The sequence below is a fragment of the Polyangiaceae bacterium genome (genome assembly GCA_016715885.1).
Classification (GTDB): Bacteria; Myxococcota_A; Polyangia; order Polyangiales; family Polyangiaceae; genus Polyangium.
The window spans coordinates 106,359-121,934 of record JADJXL010000008.1; the positions used below are offsets into that span (position 1 = coordinate 106,359).

Here is a 15,576-nt window from a genome sequence, read left to right on the forward strand (position 1 = left end):
TGTCCTTGCCGCGCGGGGGACCTCGTGCCTTATGGCGGCCCCGGGCACGTGGATGTTGGATTTGGCGTCGCAGCGTCCGCTCGGATTGTCTGCGTGGTGATGACGAACAGCGCATCGCGCCATTCGGTGCGGGAAGCGATGGAGCAACAACTGCCTGTGATCGAGGCGTTTTTGGCTCCTCCCGACGCCCCTCACGCAGCGCCGCATATCGAAGTGCGCGCGCAAGCGATGATCGGGGACGCCCGCGATTACTGTGGGCCCTGCGCCAAAGCTCGGGCGCGAGACGCTCGCCGCCATTCACCTTGACGAGGACAAACACGAAGCGCCTCGAATCGCCGTCGAACCCGTGCGAAAGCTCGGACGCGAGACGCTCGCGGCCATCGAGCGCGACATGATCGTCGAGGGGCCAGCATTGGAGAAACCGCCCGTTCCGCCAGATCTCTGGAGAAAAACGTTGCCATGGATCGATCCAACGCTGGTAGGACGCCAAACGCCTACGGATCCCAACAGCGGCGGCACCAAAGGAACGTAGCGAAGTGATCCGATCGTACGCAACGATCGTGACGAGCAACCATTACATCGACACCTCATTCCCACGAACGCCGCCCGATCCAGCTCGTAACAAGCGCAAACACGCGCCGTCGCGTCAAAAGCGCACGCACTCGCTGCTCCGTGAATACCCCCGTGCGAAGAAAATAACCTCGAAGTACGAAGTCCCAAGGAAATACCCCATGGGATCCCGAATCTCGGCCAGCGCGAGGTACTGGAATTCCATGGCGTGCCGCACGAGCTGCGCGAGCGGACCGAGCTCCTCGTTCAGGTGGTGACGCACATTCGTCCGAACATAACACGATAGCTCATCGGGCGTGAGGTACTTCCGGAAAAACACATTCGACACGTAATCCGAAAGCCGCGATAACGTCGCGCGAGCAAGCACTCGTCCCGCAGAAGCACGCGTTGCATGCATCCCTTCGAGCTCGTCCGTCACGTCTTCCTCGAGGCGCGCGGGCATGGCCTCCACAATGTCCGTCCAGCATTGCTCCAATGCACCGACTGCCTCGTCGTATTCGGCCCGCCGCGTTTCGGGGACTTCAATGAGCCGAGCCTCGTGCACGAGATGCCCCCATTCATGCACGACTCGCGCGGCAAGGAGCTGCCTGTGAAATGGCGAGCCTTCCTCGCGAATCGTATCGAAACCCGGCTGGTTCAACGTGTACACGATGCGCCGCCGATCGGCTCGAATGTACACGCCCCCATCCTGCTCCACGACGTCGCTCGTACGCGATAGAATGTCGGGATCCCGCAAGCTCGCGAGCACCATGCGGCTTTTCTCGTCGACGAGCCGCAGATCCGCTTCGAGGCTCGCGCCCGCCCATGACGCGAGGCCCTTCAAGGCCGCGCGCACTTCGTCGAGACCGCCCACGAACTCCGGCGAATAAACCGTTTTACCCGTACCATCGACGATTTCGACGTCCGGGCGCGCGGATTCGAGAAAAGCACAAAAGTTCGTCCACGGGCGCGTCACCGGGAAACGTCTCGGCTTGGGATGCGAGAAACGCGGCTTCCACGTCGCGCGCATTGCTCTCGAACGCGCCGAGCAGCTCCACGAGATCCGGCCGGACGCTTCGCGGAATCAGCAAATCGGCGCCGTCCACGTGCCCGAGCGGCTCGGGATGATCCGGGCGAGGTTCCCGGAGCGGCGAATGATAAAGCTTTTCAATCCATGGCAATGCGCGGGCGAGCGCGAGGAACGCACGGGCATCCGGTCGCGTCGCGCGCGATGCGGCACGGGCAAAGTCGCGCTTTTCGTCGTCGTCGAGCGTCAAAAATAACTCGAGTTGAAGCAAACGGAGGCGCGAACCGACCGCAAAAGCGGCGAGGCGCTCGACGTGAAAGATTTGGTAGCACACCCATTCTTCATTGGACAGGCGCGGGTCGAGGTCCGAAGCGTGAAGGCACCAGGTGACGCCGAGGAAAGGCTGGCTGTAGGGCCTTACGCGGCGAGGATCGGTGATGACGAGGAGATTGGCCTTGCGAGGCGGCAGCCACGAGCCTGGGGCGCGGTCGAAGAGCGACGCGGCGCGCTTGCGGTAAAGGCGGAAGCCGCGATCGAAGAGGTCGAGGTGCTCGCCGGACAAGCCGGGCACTTCGCGCAGCACGGCGCGGATTTCGGGCTCGAGGCCGTCTGCGCCGAGGTATTCGGCTGGGAGGAAAGCGGCGCTGTCGTGGGCAAGGCAAAAGGGCCGGAGGTCCATGAGGGGGAGGATAACACGAATTCGTGGCGTGTGGATGAAAGCCCGTTGTCTGGAAAGAAGAGCTTTCGCGCGCGTCGATCCTCGGCCGCGAAGGACGCTCAGAACAGCACGGGCAGCTTCGCAATGCCTCGCAGAAACGAATTGTTCCACCGGATGTCTTCGGGGCGGCGCCGAGTCGCAATCCAGGGAATCGCCTGAACAACGTTTCGAATGCGATATGCCCCTCGACCCGAGCCAGCGGCGCACCCACGCAAAGGTGGATTCCTTTGCCGAACGCCACGTGACGCTCGGCCCCCTCACGCGTGATGTCGTAGGTGTCCGGATTGGGAAAACGCGCCGCATCACGATTCGCGGACGCCAAACCGACCATCACCGGTTCACCCTTCGGAATCGTTCGTCCGCCCATTTCGAACGATTCTTTTGCGATCCGTGCCGAAACGAAATCGACCGGCCCCCAATATCGCAGCGTTTCTTCGACGACCTTCGGGGCCAGTTGCGGATCGTTCTTCAGCTTCTCCAGCTCGGTCGGATGCAGCATCAGCGCCAGGACGCCATTGCCGATCAAATTCACCGTCGTCACGTGCCCCGCGAGGTACAGCAGAAATACCGTCGAGAGCACTTCGTCTTCGTTCAGCTTGTCGCCCTCCTCCTCGGTCTGGAGCAGTTGCGTTATCATGTCATGGGTCGGCTTGGCGCGCTTTTCTTGAAAGATCGCGCAAGTACGAAATGAACTCGCGCATCCGAGAACGCGTTTCTTCATCCATCTGCCCAGTGCGCCGCCGATCGACTCGTAGCAAATTCTCCGTCCAGTGCTGGACCTCTTTGCGATCCTCGATCGGAATGCCGAGCATATCGGAAATGACCGTGACGGGCAAGGGATAGGCAAATGCCGTAATGATGTCCATGGACCGATCGGGTGCCGACTCGCTCCGCTCCTGCGCCTCGCTTTCCGCTTTGTCGAGCAATTCGTCCGCGATTTTTCTGAATACGCGGCCGCATGCTCGCCATCACGCGTTGCGAGAAACTCGGCTGAATCAGCTTGCGCAGCCGCGTGTGATCCGGCGGATCCTGAGAGCAGGCTCTCCGATAACAATCGGAATTCCTCCACGACCGGAGGTAACTTGTTGCGCTGCGCCTGGGTCATGGCGCTACGCGGGTCCGAGGACAACCGCCCATCGACCAGAGCCGCCAGAACTTCGTCGTAACGGCTCACGAACAGGTGCGGCTGTGCAAGAAAATCCTGGACATTGTTTTTTTCGCTGCCGTTTTCTTCGCTGCCATTTTCTTCGGCGCTCGCGAATTTCACGTTCACGACCGCCCCATTGGCTCGCGCAACGGCATAACCCTCGTGGGCCAGGTTCGGGTCGAGCGATATCGTTATCGCGCTCGTCGCTTGATCATCCGTTCGGTTTTCCATCCGATCCTTCATTCGGTTGTAGCCCGGTCGAGGCATGGATCTGGCGTGCCCTTACATAGGCACGACCGCGCGCCTCGTCCATGCGCGCGCGACCCGCTGCGACGAACTTCGACAATGCACGATCACGAATGGAAAACGGCGGCAGGAACGAATGAATGGATGTTTGACGAAATGAAGAGGAGAACGGCTTTGAAGGAATCGCTCCGCCGGGATACGCAGGTCGGTCCGGATGTTCCCCGTGGGTTCATTCACCCATGGCGACGTGACCATGGTAATAAGCCCCCTGCCAATAGATCATTTTCCCATGGACTGGTCCACGCGGTACTTCTGCTGGAACGTGTATTCATACCGGGCCATGTCGTCCTGGGAGCGAAACGTCAGCCTTGCTCGCGCGCCGTCGCTGCCAACGCCGAACATCTCACCATCGACGCTCACGGTCGTCGCGAGAATGCCTTCTCCATAGGTGGTCTTGGCAGAGTAGCTAATGACTCCTTCGCCTTCACTCTCCCAACGTCCCTCGAGCTCGTGCATGGGAAAAAAGCGAAGCGGATCGTGGGTATAGCGGAAAGTGCCATCGGGATAAAACTCCCAGAATCCTTGATCGAAGGCCTGTTTCGCTTTCCCATTGGCAAGGAGTTGGTCGGCGCCTGCGATCGTTCGTCGCGCCTGATCCATCAATGGATCGTCGCTTGGAGGTGCCTGCGGAGCATGTGCCGGATTTTCGAGTGGAATGGGGTGGCTGGCGAGCACCAGCGCATTGCCCTGGTTGGGCCGGTGAATGCCTCGTTCGAGCGGCAAATCGAAGCGGCTCGAAAAATGGATGGCCCATGTCGTTCCCCACCCACTCCCGGCCATGCGGGCGGCTCCGAGAGGCATCGCCGAACGTGCAATCGAACGATACCTGGAGGACGATTTCGTTCGCGTGCGCATAATGAATCGTGGCGCTCACGCGCTGTCCATCGGGGACTGGTCGATTGTCCTGCGAGCGCCCATTGCCTGTGATCGTCCAAGGAGATAAACCCGAGCTATAGGTCCCCATGAGGCGCGCGGAAAGGATATGGCCCTTGTAGGCACGTACTTCGAACGTTCCGTCGGGGAAGAAGACCCACCGCGACGATTCGAAGACCTCCCGCATGTTTTGCTGGACAACCGCTTCATCGAAGCGTTGTACCATGGGCTCGGTCGCGTCGCCGCCACCGAGGTTCACGCCCTGCGCGCGCTTTGAGCCTTCGGCGGAGTGAAAGCGCCGGATCGAGCCCGCTTGCCACGCGCCGGGAAGGACTTGCCGTGCCATGAGCCCTGCACTCTCATCGTGCCCTGCTGCTGGCGCGACGCCGTCAGCGCGCTCCGTCGATGGTTGAGAAGCACCAGATCGGGATTCGGTAGAGTCACAAGCACAAATGGCAAGCGCCGCAATGGCGATTGCAGAGAGAATGGCTCGCATGGAATTCGTCTCCAGTACGTTGGCGTCAATGGGCCGCGTGATGGGCAGACACTCGGCCTCCACCGCAGCAGCAACCGGCGTGCCACGACTCGAGGTGCGTGCTGGCGCATGCAATGATGCCTCTTCGGGGCATTCATCACCGCGAGCGCACCCGAATGCACGCGCTCCACCCGACCTGGCAACCCGGGTCCTTCTACCTGCCAAGGGGTTCGGGATCAAATGCAGATCCTGCGCCGCGCCGCACTGGATGCGTGGCGTGATCGAGGTTCGCGGGGCTCTTACTGGAAAAGCTTCGACACGAGTGAATTGCGGGTGGCGACCGTGCGCGTGTCCGTGACGAGCAAGCGTTCCTCAGCGAGGCGCAGATTGCGTGCTTTACTCGTTGGTCGGCGCTTGTTCCGCATTGCGCCTTCGAGTTGCACGGGCGGCTGCTTGCGCTTTCAGTTTGCCAAGCACGTCCAAGAGGGGCGCTAGCAATGCTTTTCCTTCCTGAATTCGCGCCGTGTCCGATCGTTTCGCTCGGCTCGATACGTATCGCCGCAGGCGCACGAAAAGCTCCACCCATTCCGCTTCGGCATCGCGCCCGGCATTGACGCTCGACTGTTTGTCCGACCGCGCAGCGTCGACGTCTTTATAGGCAGTATCGCTTTCATCGAGCGCGGTTTCCCAGCGATCGAACCACACCGCCGGCAATTCGATCGCCTGCACCGTCGCCGCATGCTCGTTCGATCGCAGTATCACGAGCGCATCGCGACAGATGCGGTTTTCGTCCGCGATGGAGTCATTGATATGCGCGAGCCCATCCGAAAAGGCTGCCTCGTGTAGTGCTCCAGCGGCGGCTGCATGCGGTGATGCCCTTCGTCGCGCTTCGATCTCGAGGTAGCTCTCGATATGCCGATACCACGTATCGACGGCATCATCGGCCGCATCGAGCCGCGCAAGTCGCGCCGCGCGCTTGGCATCCGCAAGCGTGCTCGCCGTTACCTGCGTATCCAGCACCGCTTCGATGTCAGTCAGTTCGGGAATATACGCATCGAGCGCCGGTTCGGCCGGCCCCTGAGCTGCCCGAGCCTTCAAGTTGGCAAGGACATTTGTTGCAATCTCGCGCTTTTCCGCGCGAGGAATCTGGTTCAACGTCGCACTCATTCAACCTCCAACACAGGATGCAACCCTACGGGAACGCACCACATGGTTTCAAGATTTATTTGCAGTGGCGATCCTTGACGACGCGCCGCGTTGCAAAGTTTTTAGAAGGGCGGTGGAAGCGTTTGCTGCTGCGTCATCAAGTGTTGAGGAGGGGGAGGGAAACGATGGTGGTGGGAGCATGAAGTGGTGAGCGGGGTATGGGGAACGTTTTGGGTGGGCAGGTAAAGCATTGAAACGGGTGGTGGGCGCATTCGGTGATGGGGGATGACGTAGCGAGTGGGGTGGGGGAAGTGTTTTGCATGCGCATTATGAAGGGTGGAAAGCGCTGGGCAACGTTTTCGAGGTGGCGATGACATGGTGAGACGGGCGCGGGAGATGATGGGGACGGGGTTGTAAAGGCTTGAAAAGGGGACCGCCAGCGCGGCCCGTCCGGAAATGGCATGTCGCCATACGCGCCGAGTGGGCTACTTCGGCCGGGGTGACGATGAAACATGCATGGTCGTTGCGACGGGCCTTGCGCAAAACAATCATCGTTTTCGGTCTTCGAGATACCGAAAAATCGTTCTCACATCGACGCCGAGCGCGCGGGCCGTCGCCGAACGATTGCCACCAAAATGAGCAAGAGCGTCGATGCTCATTTTTCAAAGGCATCATGCTCCTTTACGAGCGCTCGATAAGGAGCGACAATCTCGGCGACCCGCTGCTTCACCGCGTCCAAGTCTTTGGGCCGCGTGTCGTCGTCATATGCGCAAACACCTACTGCCCCGCGAAGACTTGGATACGTCGTGTCGCGCACGGCAAATCGCCCTTCATACCGAAAGAAATCCGGATTTAGGTCGCGGCGTACGACATCAGCAAACCAATTCACTACCATTGTGGCTTCGTAGACCAGGAACTGGCATGCTTGCTCCCACGCGAGATATTCGTGGACCAACCGCTTATGCAGTTCCGGGTTACCAATTGCTTCATCATAAAATGGATAACCCACCAGATAATCACCTTGACTGCGGCAGTGTTCCGTGAAGAGCTCGTATGCTTGGGCGACCACATGACCCAAAGCGTTTATCGAGAACTCGAGGTCAGGAAGGCTGCCGGGCCACAACGTGGTTTGCAATTTGTGCTGAACCTCGTACGTACGAAGATCGAAATCGCCGGGCCACCGTGGTCGCGACGTTGTGGCAAAGCCCGTCCAATTCGCCCATCCACGCAAAAGAAGCCAATCGGAAATCAAGTCCACTACGTGCGTATAAAGCTCGATATCACGTGTTGGCACACTACGGTTTGCCTGCGGTCGTCCCGCGAAGTCTGGATCAGGTTGAGCCATAACGGCAGTGCCGGTCGCGAGGCTCTCTTCGGGCGACCGAGATCGCGTCGGGCATTCGCGAATTCCTGCGTGTGGATGTACAATTCGGCGCGGGCAAGGAGGCCGAGGGGGATGAACTCTTTGTTCCATGCGAAGCAGCCGAAAAAAGGAGGGCCATGCTCACGCAACCATGTGGAAGGCGCCAGATGAATCGCTCATGGTCGCCGATGAAGACCCTGCGACCGACGAGATGACGGCGGCGCGAAGCCGTCGGCGAAATCCAAGGTCGAGGCGGAACCCGAAGCGACAGGCGGGCAGGGCGGGGCCTGAAAAAGCGAACCTGATTGTGTGACGCGCCCGCGGAGAAAAGGGCGCCCAAGGGCAATCGGCACAAACAGGGGTGTTCTCCTCCGGCAAACAACTTCGTTGACGGGCGAGACCATGCCGCCTAGCATGTCGCGACGAAGCAGAACGAGCCCCATCGAACATGCGCCGCCCAGCACGAGCACCCCAAATCCCCGAGCACACCTACGAGACGCTATCGGTCCAAAACTTCGCCCAGATTCGGCAGGCGACCGTTTCGTTCGGCGATTTGACCGTCCTCGTCGGACCGCAAGGCTCGGGTAAAAGTTTGATCCTTCAGCTTTTCAAACTCGCCCTCGACGCGCCAGAAGTCTTGTCCGCGCTCCGCGATGCGGGCCATACCGTCGGAACCAGGGAAGAAATTCTGGACGTCTACTTTGGCCAAGGAATGCACCACGCTTGGCACAAAAAGACGGACGTTCGGGTGGGCAAAAAAACCCTCGTGCCCGAAAAGCTTGCCCGGAGTCGTGCATCGAAGAATGCGTCGATGTTTTATATTCCCGCCCATCGTGCAACCTTGCTTGCCGATGGCTGGCCTTCGCCGTTTGCAAGATTGAACGCCGATACCCCGGCAATCGCTCGCTTGTTCAGCCAGAACTTGTTTGCGCTCTTCGGCGATCCACACGATACGGAGCTCTCCCCGTGCCGCGGCGATTAAAAGAAGAATACCGGACGGCAATTGACAATGCGGTATTCCATGGCGGCCGTGTGCAGCTCGACAAGGAAGCGCTTCGAAAGCGGCTGGAGCTTCGGTATGGTGATGCGCGGCTCCCATTCATGACGTGGACAGCCGGGCAACGCGAATTCACGCCGCTGCTCTTGGGCCTCTATCACCTCCTGCCTGCGCGTCAGCAACGGAAAGTCCCAGAGATTGATTGGGTGGTCATCGAAGAGCCGGAAATGGGCTTGCATCCGAGAGCGATTTCGGTCGTGATGCTCCTCGTGCTCGACCTGCTCTGGCGTGGTTATCGCGTGATCATTTCGACGCACGCGCCGCTCGTGCTCGACGTGGTCTTTGCGATTCGGCAGTTGCAGGAGCATGGTGCCAATCACCACCTTTTGGCGAAGGCTTTTGATATTCCCGCCAATAAAAGAACCAATCCCGTCCTGAAGGAGGTCTTCACGAAGAGCCTGCGCACGTATGCCATGCACTTCGAAGAATCGGCCGACGAGCCATCCGTCGTGGCTACGGATATTTCAGGGTTGGATCCATCTGCCGAGAACCTGGTCGAAGCGGGATGGGGTGGCCTGACGGCATTCAGCTCGAACTTCAACCGGGTCGTGGCCGAGGCGATCAATGGATAATCGCGGGCAAAGAAAAAAGGGTGCGCTCGAGAAGGCGCTGGTGAACAAAAGCTTCTTGCATGCGCACGTAAAACCCGGAAAGCAAGCTTTGGCCGAGCCGGAAAAGGTTATTTGCAACCCGCCGCATCTCGTCACCGATAGCATCGCCCTCGATGACGAAGCGTATGCGAAACATCCCGCCAAGAAAAACGAAGCGCGGTGGGATTACTGGCTGGGCACTGAAGATACTTCGATGCGGGTCGTGGGGGTCGAAGTTCACCCCGTCACGCCCCGTGAAGTCGAGTTGCTGGTGCGGAAGAAAAGGTGGGCCGAGGAAAAAGCCGATGCGGAGCTTGCAGGAGGCAAAAAAAGCATCCGTGCTTGGTTCTGGGTCGCGAGTGGCAAGACGGCGTTAAGTGTCAACACGACTGAATATCGGCAAATGGTCAAGGCCGGCATTGTTCTCGCCGGCGGATGCCTGCGGCTACCCCTGTCGCGTTGACGTCCTCCGCCGTCATCACGACGGACACGCTCGGCCGATGTACGTGGACGAGCTCGACAAAGCGCACGCCGATGATGGCAAGGGAGGTTCGGGGGGTTTTTATTGGAAAAGCTTCGACACGAGCGTGGCGCGGGTGGCGACCGTGCGCGTGTCCGTGACGAGCAGCCGTTCCTCGGCGAGGCGCAGGCCATTGGGTGAGCCTCGATAAAGGAAAACGCGGGACTCGCCGATCTGCACGCAGTCCTCGAAACCGTCGCCGTCGATGTCACCCGGGCAGCCGACCGCGCGCCCCATGAAATTCGTGTTCGCGGCGTCGATGTATTTCTGGTTGATGGGGACCGCAAAGCTCAGCGCCGTCGCCTCTTCCTCGGTGCGCGAAGGCCCGCCGTAAAAGCCCCCAATGCCTCGAATGGTGTTGAGCTCCAGGGGCCCGGTGCCATCGTCGACCAGCTCGTAGGAGCCGATGACGTCGACGTGGCCGTCGCCGTTCACGTCGGCGCCTACGGCTTTTGACGATTTTCCGTACACCGGGCTCGACGATTTCCACGTGGCCATCCCGCGGAGGTTGCCGAAAAAGCCGACGGTGTCGCCGCGGAGCCATGAATACCAAACACGCGGCGTCTCCGCATTGCTGTTCGGTCCAGGGCTGAGGAAAGCATTGGGCCAATTGTAGCCGATGAGGTCCCCAATGCCGTCGGCGTCGAAGTCGAGGCTGATGCCGCCTACGCTGCCGGTGATGCCGCCGAAGGTGAGCTCGCCGGGCATCTGCGTGGCCTCGGTCGACAGCCCCGAAGCGCTGCCGCGGTGGAGCTGCACGTCGGCTTTGTCCGCCATGGTCGCTCGCCGGACGAGGAGCACGTCATCGTAGCCGTCGTTTTGCAGGTCGCCGACGGGGGTGACGCCGACGAGGCTGTTGCTTCCGATGTTGCCAAACTCGAGGTCCGGTTTGCCATTCGGGCCGCTCGCGGAGCCGTAATGCACGGCGACGCTCGCAAAGGGGCGCAGGACGAGCACGTCGGCGTAGCCGTCGCCATTGAGGTCGCCGGCGGGATATCCGAGTATGCCGGCGCGCTCCTCGGTGGGCGGCGTGGACTCTTCGAGCACGACGGCCTCGGGATCCGTGGGCCCATTGGGGCCGCCGCGATAAAGAAAGACTTGCGTTTGCTTCGAGAGCACGTCCTTGCCGACGAGCAAGTCGGAGTACCCATCGGCGTCGACATCTCCCGCGTGGGAGACCCAGACAAGGGTCGCGTAGTCGCCGCCGGGTGCGCGCCGGTAATAGCCCTCGTCGAAGCGGATGCCCGTCTTGCCGCCGGGGTAGAACGCGACCCAATTCGAATCGCGCGACGTGTCCAGCGTGACGAGGTCCGCGAAGCCGTCGCCATTCCAGTCCACGTCGCGCGATGGATTCGCCGCGAGCTTTACCTTCGGCGTCCCGAGCGATTCGCTCCACCCGACGGGCACGACGACCCCTGCATCGGCAGGCTCGCCGCATCCGCCGAGAAAGCTCGCCGCGACGAGGCCGCTCGCCGCAAGTCCCCGTACATCATGCCTTTTTCTTTCCTGTGTTCGTTGGTTTCCCATAGAGTGCTCATCATGGCGCGAAAACAATCCACAGTGCAACGCAAGAGAACGGGCGTCCTCCTCGCGTTCGGCCTGCTCGCGGGAATCGCCTTGCTCTCGTCGTCTTGTCAGAAGCACAGCCTGGGCGAGCAGTGCGTGTTCGGCTGCGAAGTGCAGGTCATCGAGACGGCAGACGGGACGATCAACGTCTGTCACCCAACGCGCGAAGACTGCGAAGAGCCCTACTTTTGCTCGCTCCAGACGAACAACTGCGAGAAACGGACTCCGCGCGGGCAGCCGTGTGGCGAGGAATGCGAGATTGGGTTGATTTGTCGTTTCGACAACATCTGTGAGGAGCTGGGGCGGGAGGACAAACCTTGTCTGCGGAACAATGATTGCATCGACGGGCTGCTTTGCAATTACGGCGCGGCGCCGGAGGATCCCGATCGGCTTGGCCGATGCAAGCCGCTGCAGGGTGAGAATGGCCCATGCTTTTGGAACAACGCATCGAGTGTGGGCACGGGCGACGTGTTTGGCTTCAGCGGTTGCAAGGGTGACTTCGTCTGCGAGCCGCTTGGGCGCACGAAGCCGGAGGACGTGCCGGAGGGGACGACGATTTGCGGCGGGATCAACCCGTGCGGGTATCCTGGCGTCTGCAAGCGCCCGGGGCTCGCTGCGGCGGGCGCGTATTGCGTCGAGCATCGCGCTTGTTCCACGGGCCAATGTTACAGCCCGCCGGTGCCCACTGGGAAGAGGGACGATCCGCGTTTCTTGTGCTCCAACAACAACGACGATTGTTATGCGGGCGCTTGGCCGGGCACGTGCGTCACCAAGGACGACGGGCTCGCGTACGACGCTTGTGATCCGGACCAGCCGAATGCGAAGGCCTGCGCCGAGCCGCTCGTTTGCACCAAGCAATGGGGGTGCATGACGCCGCAGTCGGTTGGCGAGGACATGCCGTGCTCGATCAATTCGAATATAGGCCCGGAGCCGATCGTGTGTGGCCTCGGGCTCGCGTGTGTACAGTTCGAAGGGTCGTATCGCTGCCTTTGAACTTCACACCGCCATGCCCATCGTTTTTTTGTCCCGAGCGCACGCCGATCGGCGTATGGTCGAGCAATGACGGCAGACGAAAAGTCCAAGGAAGAGTTGGTCCGGGAGGTGGAGGAGCTTCGGCGGCAAGTCGATGAGCTGAAGGTCGCGGCGCGCAGGTACCACGCGATCGTCGACAACACGACGATAAGCCTGGTGGTGTACGATTCGCGCGGTCACGTCCTCCAGGTCAACGAGGGTTTCGAGAAGCTGTGGCAGATCCCGTTCGCGGCCCTTGCCGGCTACGTCGTCCTCGATGACCCCCAGCTCGAGGCTCGTGGGCTTCTCCGTCGTTTTCGGCACGCGTTCGCGACCGGCGAGCCGGTCCATCTGCCCGTGATTCGCTACGATCCCCACGAAAGCACGGTGACCGCGGGCAAGGAACGGTGGGTAGGCGCGTCGTTATTTCCCGTGCGAAACGCGGCTGGCGAGCTCATCGAAGCCGTGCTCCTGCATTACGAGCTCGACGAGTTCAAGCACAGCGAAGACGAGCTGCGCGCGCAGAATGAAGTGCTCGAGGCGGCGGTGGCGGAGAGGACGCGCGAGCTGTCGGAGCACTTCAACCGGTACAAGGAGCAGCAGCAGGTGATCCTCGAGCTCTCGACGCCGGTGATCCGGCTGTGGAAGGGGATCCTGGCGTTGCCGCTGGTCGGAATGATCGACTCGGTTCGCGCCGCACAGGTCATGGAGAATCTGCTCGCGGCGATCGTGCATCAGCAGGCTTCCCAGGTGATCGTGGACGTGACGGGTGTGCCCTTGATCGATACGTCCGTCGCTTCGCATCTATTGAGGACCGTCTCGGCCGCGGCGCTGCTCGGTGCGCATTGCATTCTGGTGGGCATCTCGCCGGACATGGCGCAGACCTTGATGCATCTGGACGTCGATTTTGGGCGCCTGAGCACGGCGGCGAGCTTGGAGCAGGGGCTCCGGCAGGCGCTGACGCGAACGAATCAACGGATTGTCGCGATGCCACGAAAGTGACGATCTCGGTCGTCCGCAAGCTGCCTTATGGGCACCCGGAAAAACCCGACGCAGGGGCCAATCCGCGCCGGGAAACCAGGGGTCAAGCCGACAAGAACAATCCTGCTTCGGCGAACCTCGAGGGTGGCGCGGATAAGGGCGAGGCTTGATCGGGCGCCCCCTGGGGGTCGTGCAAGCAGGAACTGTCCTGGTGGGCGTGACCTCTGGTGGTTGACGGGTTGGGAACGAGTGTAGCATTGGCGACTATCAGGGAGTGGTCGTTGCAAGGGCCGGCCTTGCTCGTGTGACCTTTGGAGGTCGCGTGGGCGGGACGAATGTCGATTCGTCACCGCACACCCGGCAAACTCGAGCAGCGTTTCGTACGGGTAGAGTTGTCGAGCGCCAGCAGCGTTGCCGCGATCGCCCCTTCTCCCTTTCGCGTGGGATACACCATAGGACATTACACGTCCGACCATCGTGATGCCGAACTTGCATCTCATTTTCGCGCGATGTAGTGGTGGCTGCGGGGCGGTTGTCCGACAAGTACATTCTCGAAGGGGACGGGCTTATGGCGTCATTGAGTAAACCCATGCGTACGATGCTGGCGATGAGTTTTTTCGGAGCTGGTACGACTGCGCTTACGCTGATCGGCTGCACGAGTCATCTTGGTCTGGTACGCGCGACGCAAACGGACGGAGGGATCGATCGGCCGAATCTTCCGGATGGCATGGTCATACGATCCAGCGATTGCGTAGCCGAATATGGATCTCTATTGGAGCCGGGGCACCACGAATTCAACGCGACGGTTCAGATGAATGAGGATGGCGACAAAGATGACGTCACCATTGACGGCATTCCCAACACGGCCTACGACTTGGGCGCGTGCATGCGGAATGCGCTCCGCGCGATGCCCATTGCCAAAGAACCTTTGCGTCAGGGCGTGGAGACATTGAAGTATCAGCTCGACCATGCGAGCGAGCAGCACCATTCGATTGCCCGTTTCATCAACGTGATCCCCGGCGTGCCCATTATCGTCAGTCAATTGGTTTTCGAAGCCGAAGGGTATACGATTGTGCTTCCGGTAGCCGTGAAGGTGGTGGCCAAGCCGGAGAAATTCATCGACGGCGACAAACGCACCATGGCCAAGGTTGGGCAACTGGTCATCGACATGCTTGGTTACGACGAGATCATGACGCGTGCCGAGCAGATAGGCTGGGTCAAAACGGTGCGTTATGAACGAGCGCAATCGGCTGCTGAAAAGAGGTTCATCGGCGACATGCCTCCGACTTCGAGCGCTGTCGTCGAAGCCGCATTCAAGAGGGTCATGACCAGGGCTGCGCCCGCGGCACTTCTAGCGTCGCAAGCGGATTCACCCGCTCCCGGTCCCGGAGACGCTGTGGCGGTGGGGATTTTGGCGGTCGGGCTGCTCGCTGTGGGAGCCATCGCGGCCTACGAGATCATTGCCGTCGAGGGCAAGCCGGTTGCCACAACGCCTGTGCCTGCACCGGCGTCGGCCGCACAGCCAATGCCGATGGCGGCGCCGGTTGTCGCGTCGCGGAGGTATCCGAACCAAACATGCGACGACGCGGAGATGGCTCGTCTGGAAACGGAGATGCACAAGATTTGCGATGGTGAATACGCCGCCAACTGCAGTGGTGACCACACCAAGCCAAAGTTCCAGAAGATTCCTTGCTCGGCGGTCAAGCTCGCCATCCAGCAAAGGCAGGCCTGCCTGGCTGCCCGATGAGAGGTTCAGAACAAGTGCTTTGGTGGCAAACCCGACGACAAGCACAAGAAGCCGATTGACGAATTCCAGAAAGGAATCAACAACTGCGAAGCCCTGAAATTGATCGTTTGTGCCAAAGGCCATCCCCAGGCAGGAAAGTGAGATCTATGTCTGACGCACTTCTGGAAGCCATTCAGACTCGCGACGTCGATCGCGTGGCAGGACTGCTCGCCAGTGGCGAGGATCCAAATGAGCCAGGTAAGTCTCGCTACGGAACTTTTGGAGATCTGCCTCCATTGCACGCTGCGATTGCCGAACTTGAAGCGTTCGAAGCGATCGACGAGGCCCCCCCGGTGCCTGCGGGACCGATCGATTCCGTCGTGCTGCTCCTGAGGCACGGTGCCAGGGTCAACGGCTGGGACGCGAACAAAGAAGGGTCTCCGCTCCTGGACGCCGTGCTGATGAAGCACATCGAGGCTGTACGGCTCCTGCTAGCCCAACTTCCGCAGTTGGGCCAGGGC

The 15,576-nt window shown here is 60.7% G+C and carries 15 protein-coding genes and 1 pseudogene; 8 read left to right on the forward strand and 8 right to left on the reverse strand.

From position 1 onward, the window contains the following. The first annotated feature begins 253 nt into the window (after positions 1-253). Positions 254-532 (forward strand): hypothetical protein, encoded by a 279-nt coding sequence (locus IPM54_11955; GenBank protein MBK9260528.1) that lies wholly within the window; start codon positions 254-256, stop codon positions 530-532. A 114-nt stretch (positions 533-646) separates the two neighbouring features. On the opposite strand, the gene IPM54_11960 is transcribed toward IPM54_11955, so the two are convergent. From IPM54_11960 to IPM54_11975, 4 genes are all read right to left on the reverse strand, one after another. Beyond that, on the reverse strand, positions 647-1,525 hold the full coding sequence (locus tag IPM54_11960; protein ID MBK9260529.1) for a hypothetical protein: 879 nt from the start codon (positions 1,523-1,525) through the stop codon (positions 647-649). Next, the gene (locus IPM54_11965) at positions 1,446-1,910 is read right to left on the reverse strand and encodes a hypothetical protein (protein MBK9260530.1); all 465 of its coding nucleotides are present in this window, start codon (positions 1,908-1,910) and stop codon (positions 1,446-1,448) included. The genes IPM54_11960 and IPM54_11965 overlap by 80 nt, the downstream gene beginning before the upstream one ends. Positions 1,911-1,917: 7 nt before the next feature. Further along, positions 1,918-3,708, reverse strand: a complete 1,791-nt coding sequence (locus IPM54_11970) for a cytochrome P450 (GenBank protein MBK9260531.1) — start codon at positions 3,706-3,708, stop codon at positions 1,918-1,920. Positions 3,709-3,966: 258 nt separating this feature from the next. Further along, positions 3,967-4,527: a hypothetical protein gene (locus tag IPM54_11975; protein MBK9260532.1), complete on the reverse strand. Its 561-nt coding sequence runs from the start codon at positions 4,525-4,527 to the stop codon at positions 3,967-3,969. Between the two features lie 202 nt (positions 4,528-4,729). On the opposite strand from IPM54_11975, the gene IPM54_11980 reads away from it, so the two are divergent. Continuing rightward, positions 4,730-4,897, forward strand: coding sequence for a hypothetical protein (locus tag IPM54_11980; protein MBK9260533.1), 168 nt, complete (start codon positions 4,730-4,732; stop codon positions 4,895-4,897). Positions 4,898-5,491: 594 nt separating this feature from the next. Here the strand turns inward: IPM54_11980 and IPM54_11985 are convergent. From IPM54_11985 to IPM54_11995, 3 genes are all read right to left on the reverse strand, one after another. Next, positions 5,492-6,262, reverse strand: coding sequence for a hypothetical protein (locus tag IPM54_11985; protein MBK9260534.1), 771 nt, complete (start codon positions 6,260-6,262; stop codon positions 5,492-5,494). A 527-nt stretch (positions 6,263-6,789) separates the two neighbouring features. Beyond that, a complete protein-coding gene (locus tag IPM54_11990) occupies positions 6,790-6,900 on the reverse strand; it encodes a hypothetical protein (GenBank protein ID MBK9260535.1) in 111 nt (36 codons plus the stop codon). Next, complete coding sequence (locus IPM54_11995) at positions 6,897-7,376, reverse strand: hypothetical protein (protein ID MBK9260536.1); 480 nt, start codon at positions 7,374-7,376, stop codon at positions 6,897-6,899. The genes IPM54_11990 and IPM54_11995 overlap by 4 nt, the downstream gene beginning before the upstream one ends. A 676-nt stretch (positions 7,377-8,052) precedes the next feature. On the opposite strand from IPM54_11995, the pseudogene IPM54_12000 reads away from it, so the two are divergent. Together IPM54_12000 and IPM54_12005 are read left to right on the forward strand one after the other, a co-directional pair. Next, positions 8,053-9,233: pseudogene (locus IPM54_12000) on the forward strand (AAA family ATPase). 88 nt (positions 9,234-9,321) lie between these two features. Then, on the forward strand, positions 9,322-9,714 hold the full coding sequence (locus IPM54_12005; protein ID MBK9260537.1) for a hypothetical protein: 393 nt from the start codon (positions 9,322-9,324) through the stop codon (positions 9,712-9,714). Between the two features lie 99 nt (positions 9,715-9,813). On the opposite strand, the gene IPM54_12010 is transcribed toward IPM54_12005, so the two are convergent. After that, positions 9,814-11,298: a VCBS repeat-containing protein gene (locus IPM54_12010; protein MBK9260538.1), complete on the reverse strand. Its 1,485-nt coding sequence runs from the start codon at positions 11,296-11,298 to the stop codon at positions 9,814-9,816. 12 nt (positions 11,299-11,310) lie between these two features. On the opposite strand from IPM54_12010, the gene IPM54_12015 reads away from it, so the two are divergent. The 4 genes from IPM54_12015 (at position 11,311) to IPM54_12030 (ending at position 15,076) form a co-directional block, all read left to right on the forward strand. After that, the gene (locus IPM54_12015) at positions 11,311-12,330 is read left to right on the forward strand and encodes a hypothetical protein (GenBank protein ID MBK9260539.1); all 1,020 of its coding nucleotides are present in this window, start codon (positions 11,311-11,313) and stop codon (positions 12,328-12,330) included. Between the two features lie 108 nt (positions 12,331-12,438). After that, a complete protein-coding gene (locus tag IPM54_12020) occupies positions 12,439-13,350 on the forward strand; it encodes an STAS domain-containing protein (protein ID MBK9260540.1) in 912 nt (303 codons plus the stop codon). Beyond that, entirely contained in the window at positions 13,347-13,499 is a 153-nt protein-coding gene (locus IPM54_12025) for a hypothetical protein (protein ID MBK9260541.1), read from the forward strand. The genes IPM54_12020 and IPM54_12025 overlap by 4 nt, the downstream gene beginning before the upstream one ends. Positions 13,500-13,918: 419 nt before the next feature. Beyond that, on the forward strand, positions 13,919-15,076 hold the full coding sequence (locus IPM54_12030) for a hypothetical protein (protein MBK9260542.1): 1,158 nt from the start codon (positions 13,919-13,921) through the stop codon (positions 15,074-15,076). Positions 15,077-15,576 lie beyond the last annotated feature (500 nt).

Bases quoted from the DNA above. Each gene is read 5' to 3' on its own strand.
- IPM54_11970 (MBK9260531.1), bottom strand. From the start codon at position 3,708: ATGCCTCGACCGGGCTACAACCGAATGAAGGATCGGATGGAAAACCGA.
- IPM54_11975 (MBK9260532.1), bottom strand. From the start codon at position 4,527: ATGGCCGGGAGTGGGTGGGGAACGACATGGGCCATCCATTTTTCGAGC.
- IPM54_11980 (MBK9260533.1), top strand. From the start codon at position 4,730: ATGGCCCTTGTAGGCACGTACTTCGAACGTTCCGTCGGGGAAGAAGAC.
- IPM54_11985 (MBK9260534.1), bottom strand. From the start codon at position 6,262: ATGAGTGCGACGTTGAACCAGATTCCTCGCGCGGAAAAGCGCGAGATT.
- IPM54_11990 (MBK9260535.1), bottom strand. From the start codon at position 6,900: ATGAGCATCGACGCTCTTGCTCATTTTGGTGGCAATCGTTCGGCGACG.
- IPM54_12010 (MBK9260538.1), bottom strand. From the start codon at position 11,298: ATGGGAAACCAACGAACACAGGAAAGAAAAAGGCATGATGTACGGGGA.
- IPM54_12015 (MBK9260539.1), top strand. From the start codon at position 11,311: ATGGCGCGAAAACAATCCACAGTGCAACGCAAGAGAACGGGCGTCCTC.
- IPM54_12030 (MBK9260542.1), top strand. From the start codon at position 13,919: ATGCGTACGATGCTGGCGATGAGTTTTTTCGGAGCTGGTACGACTGCG.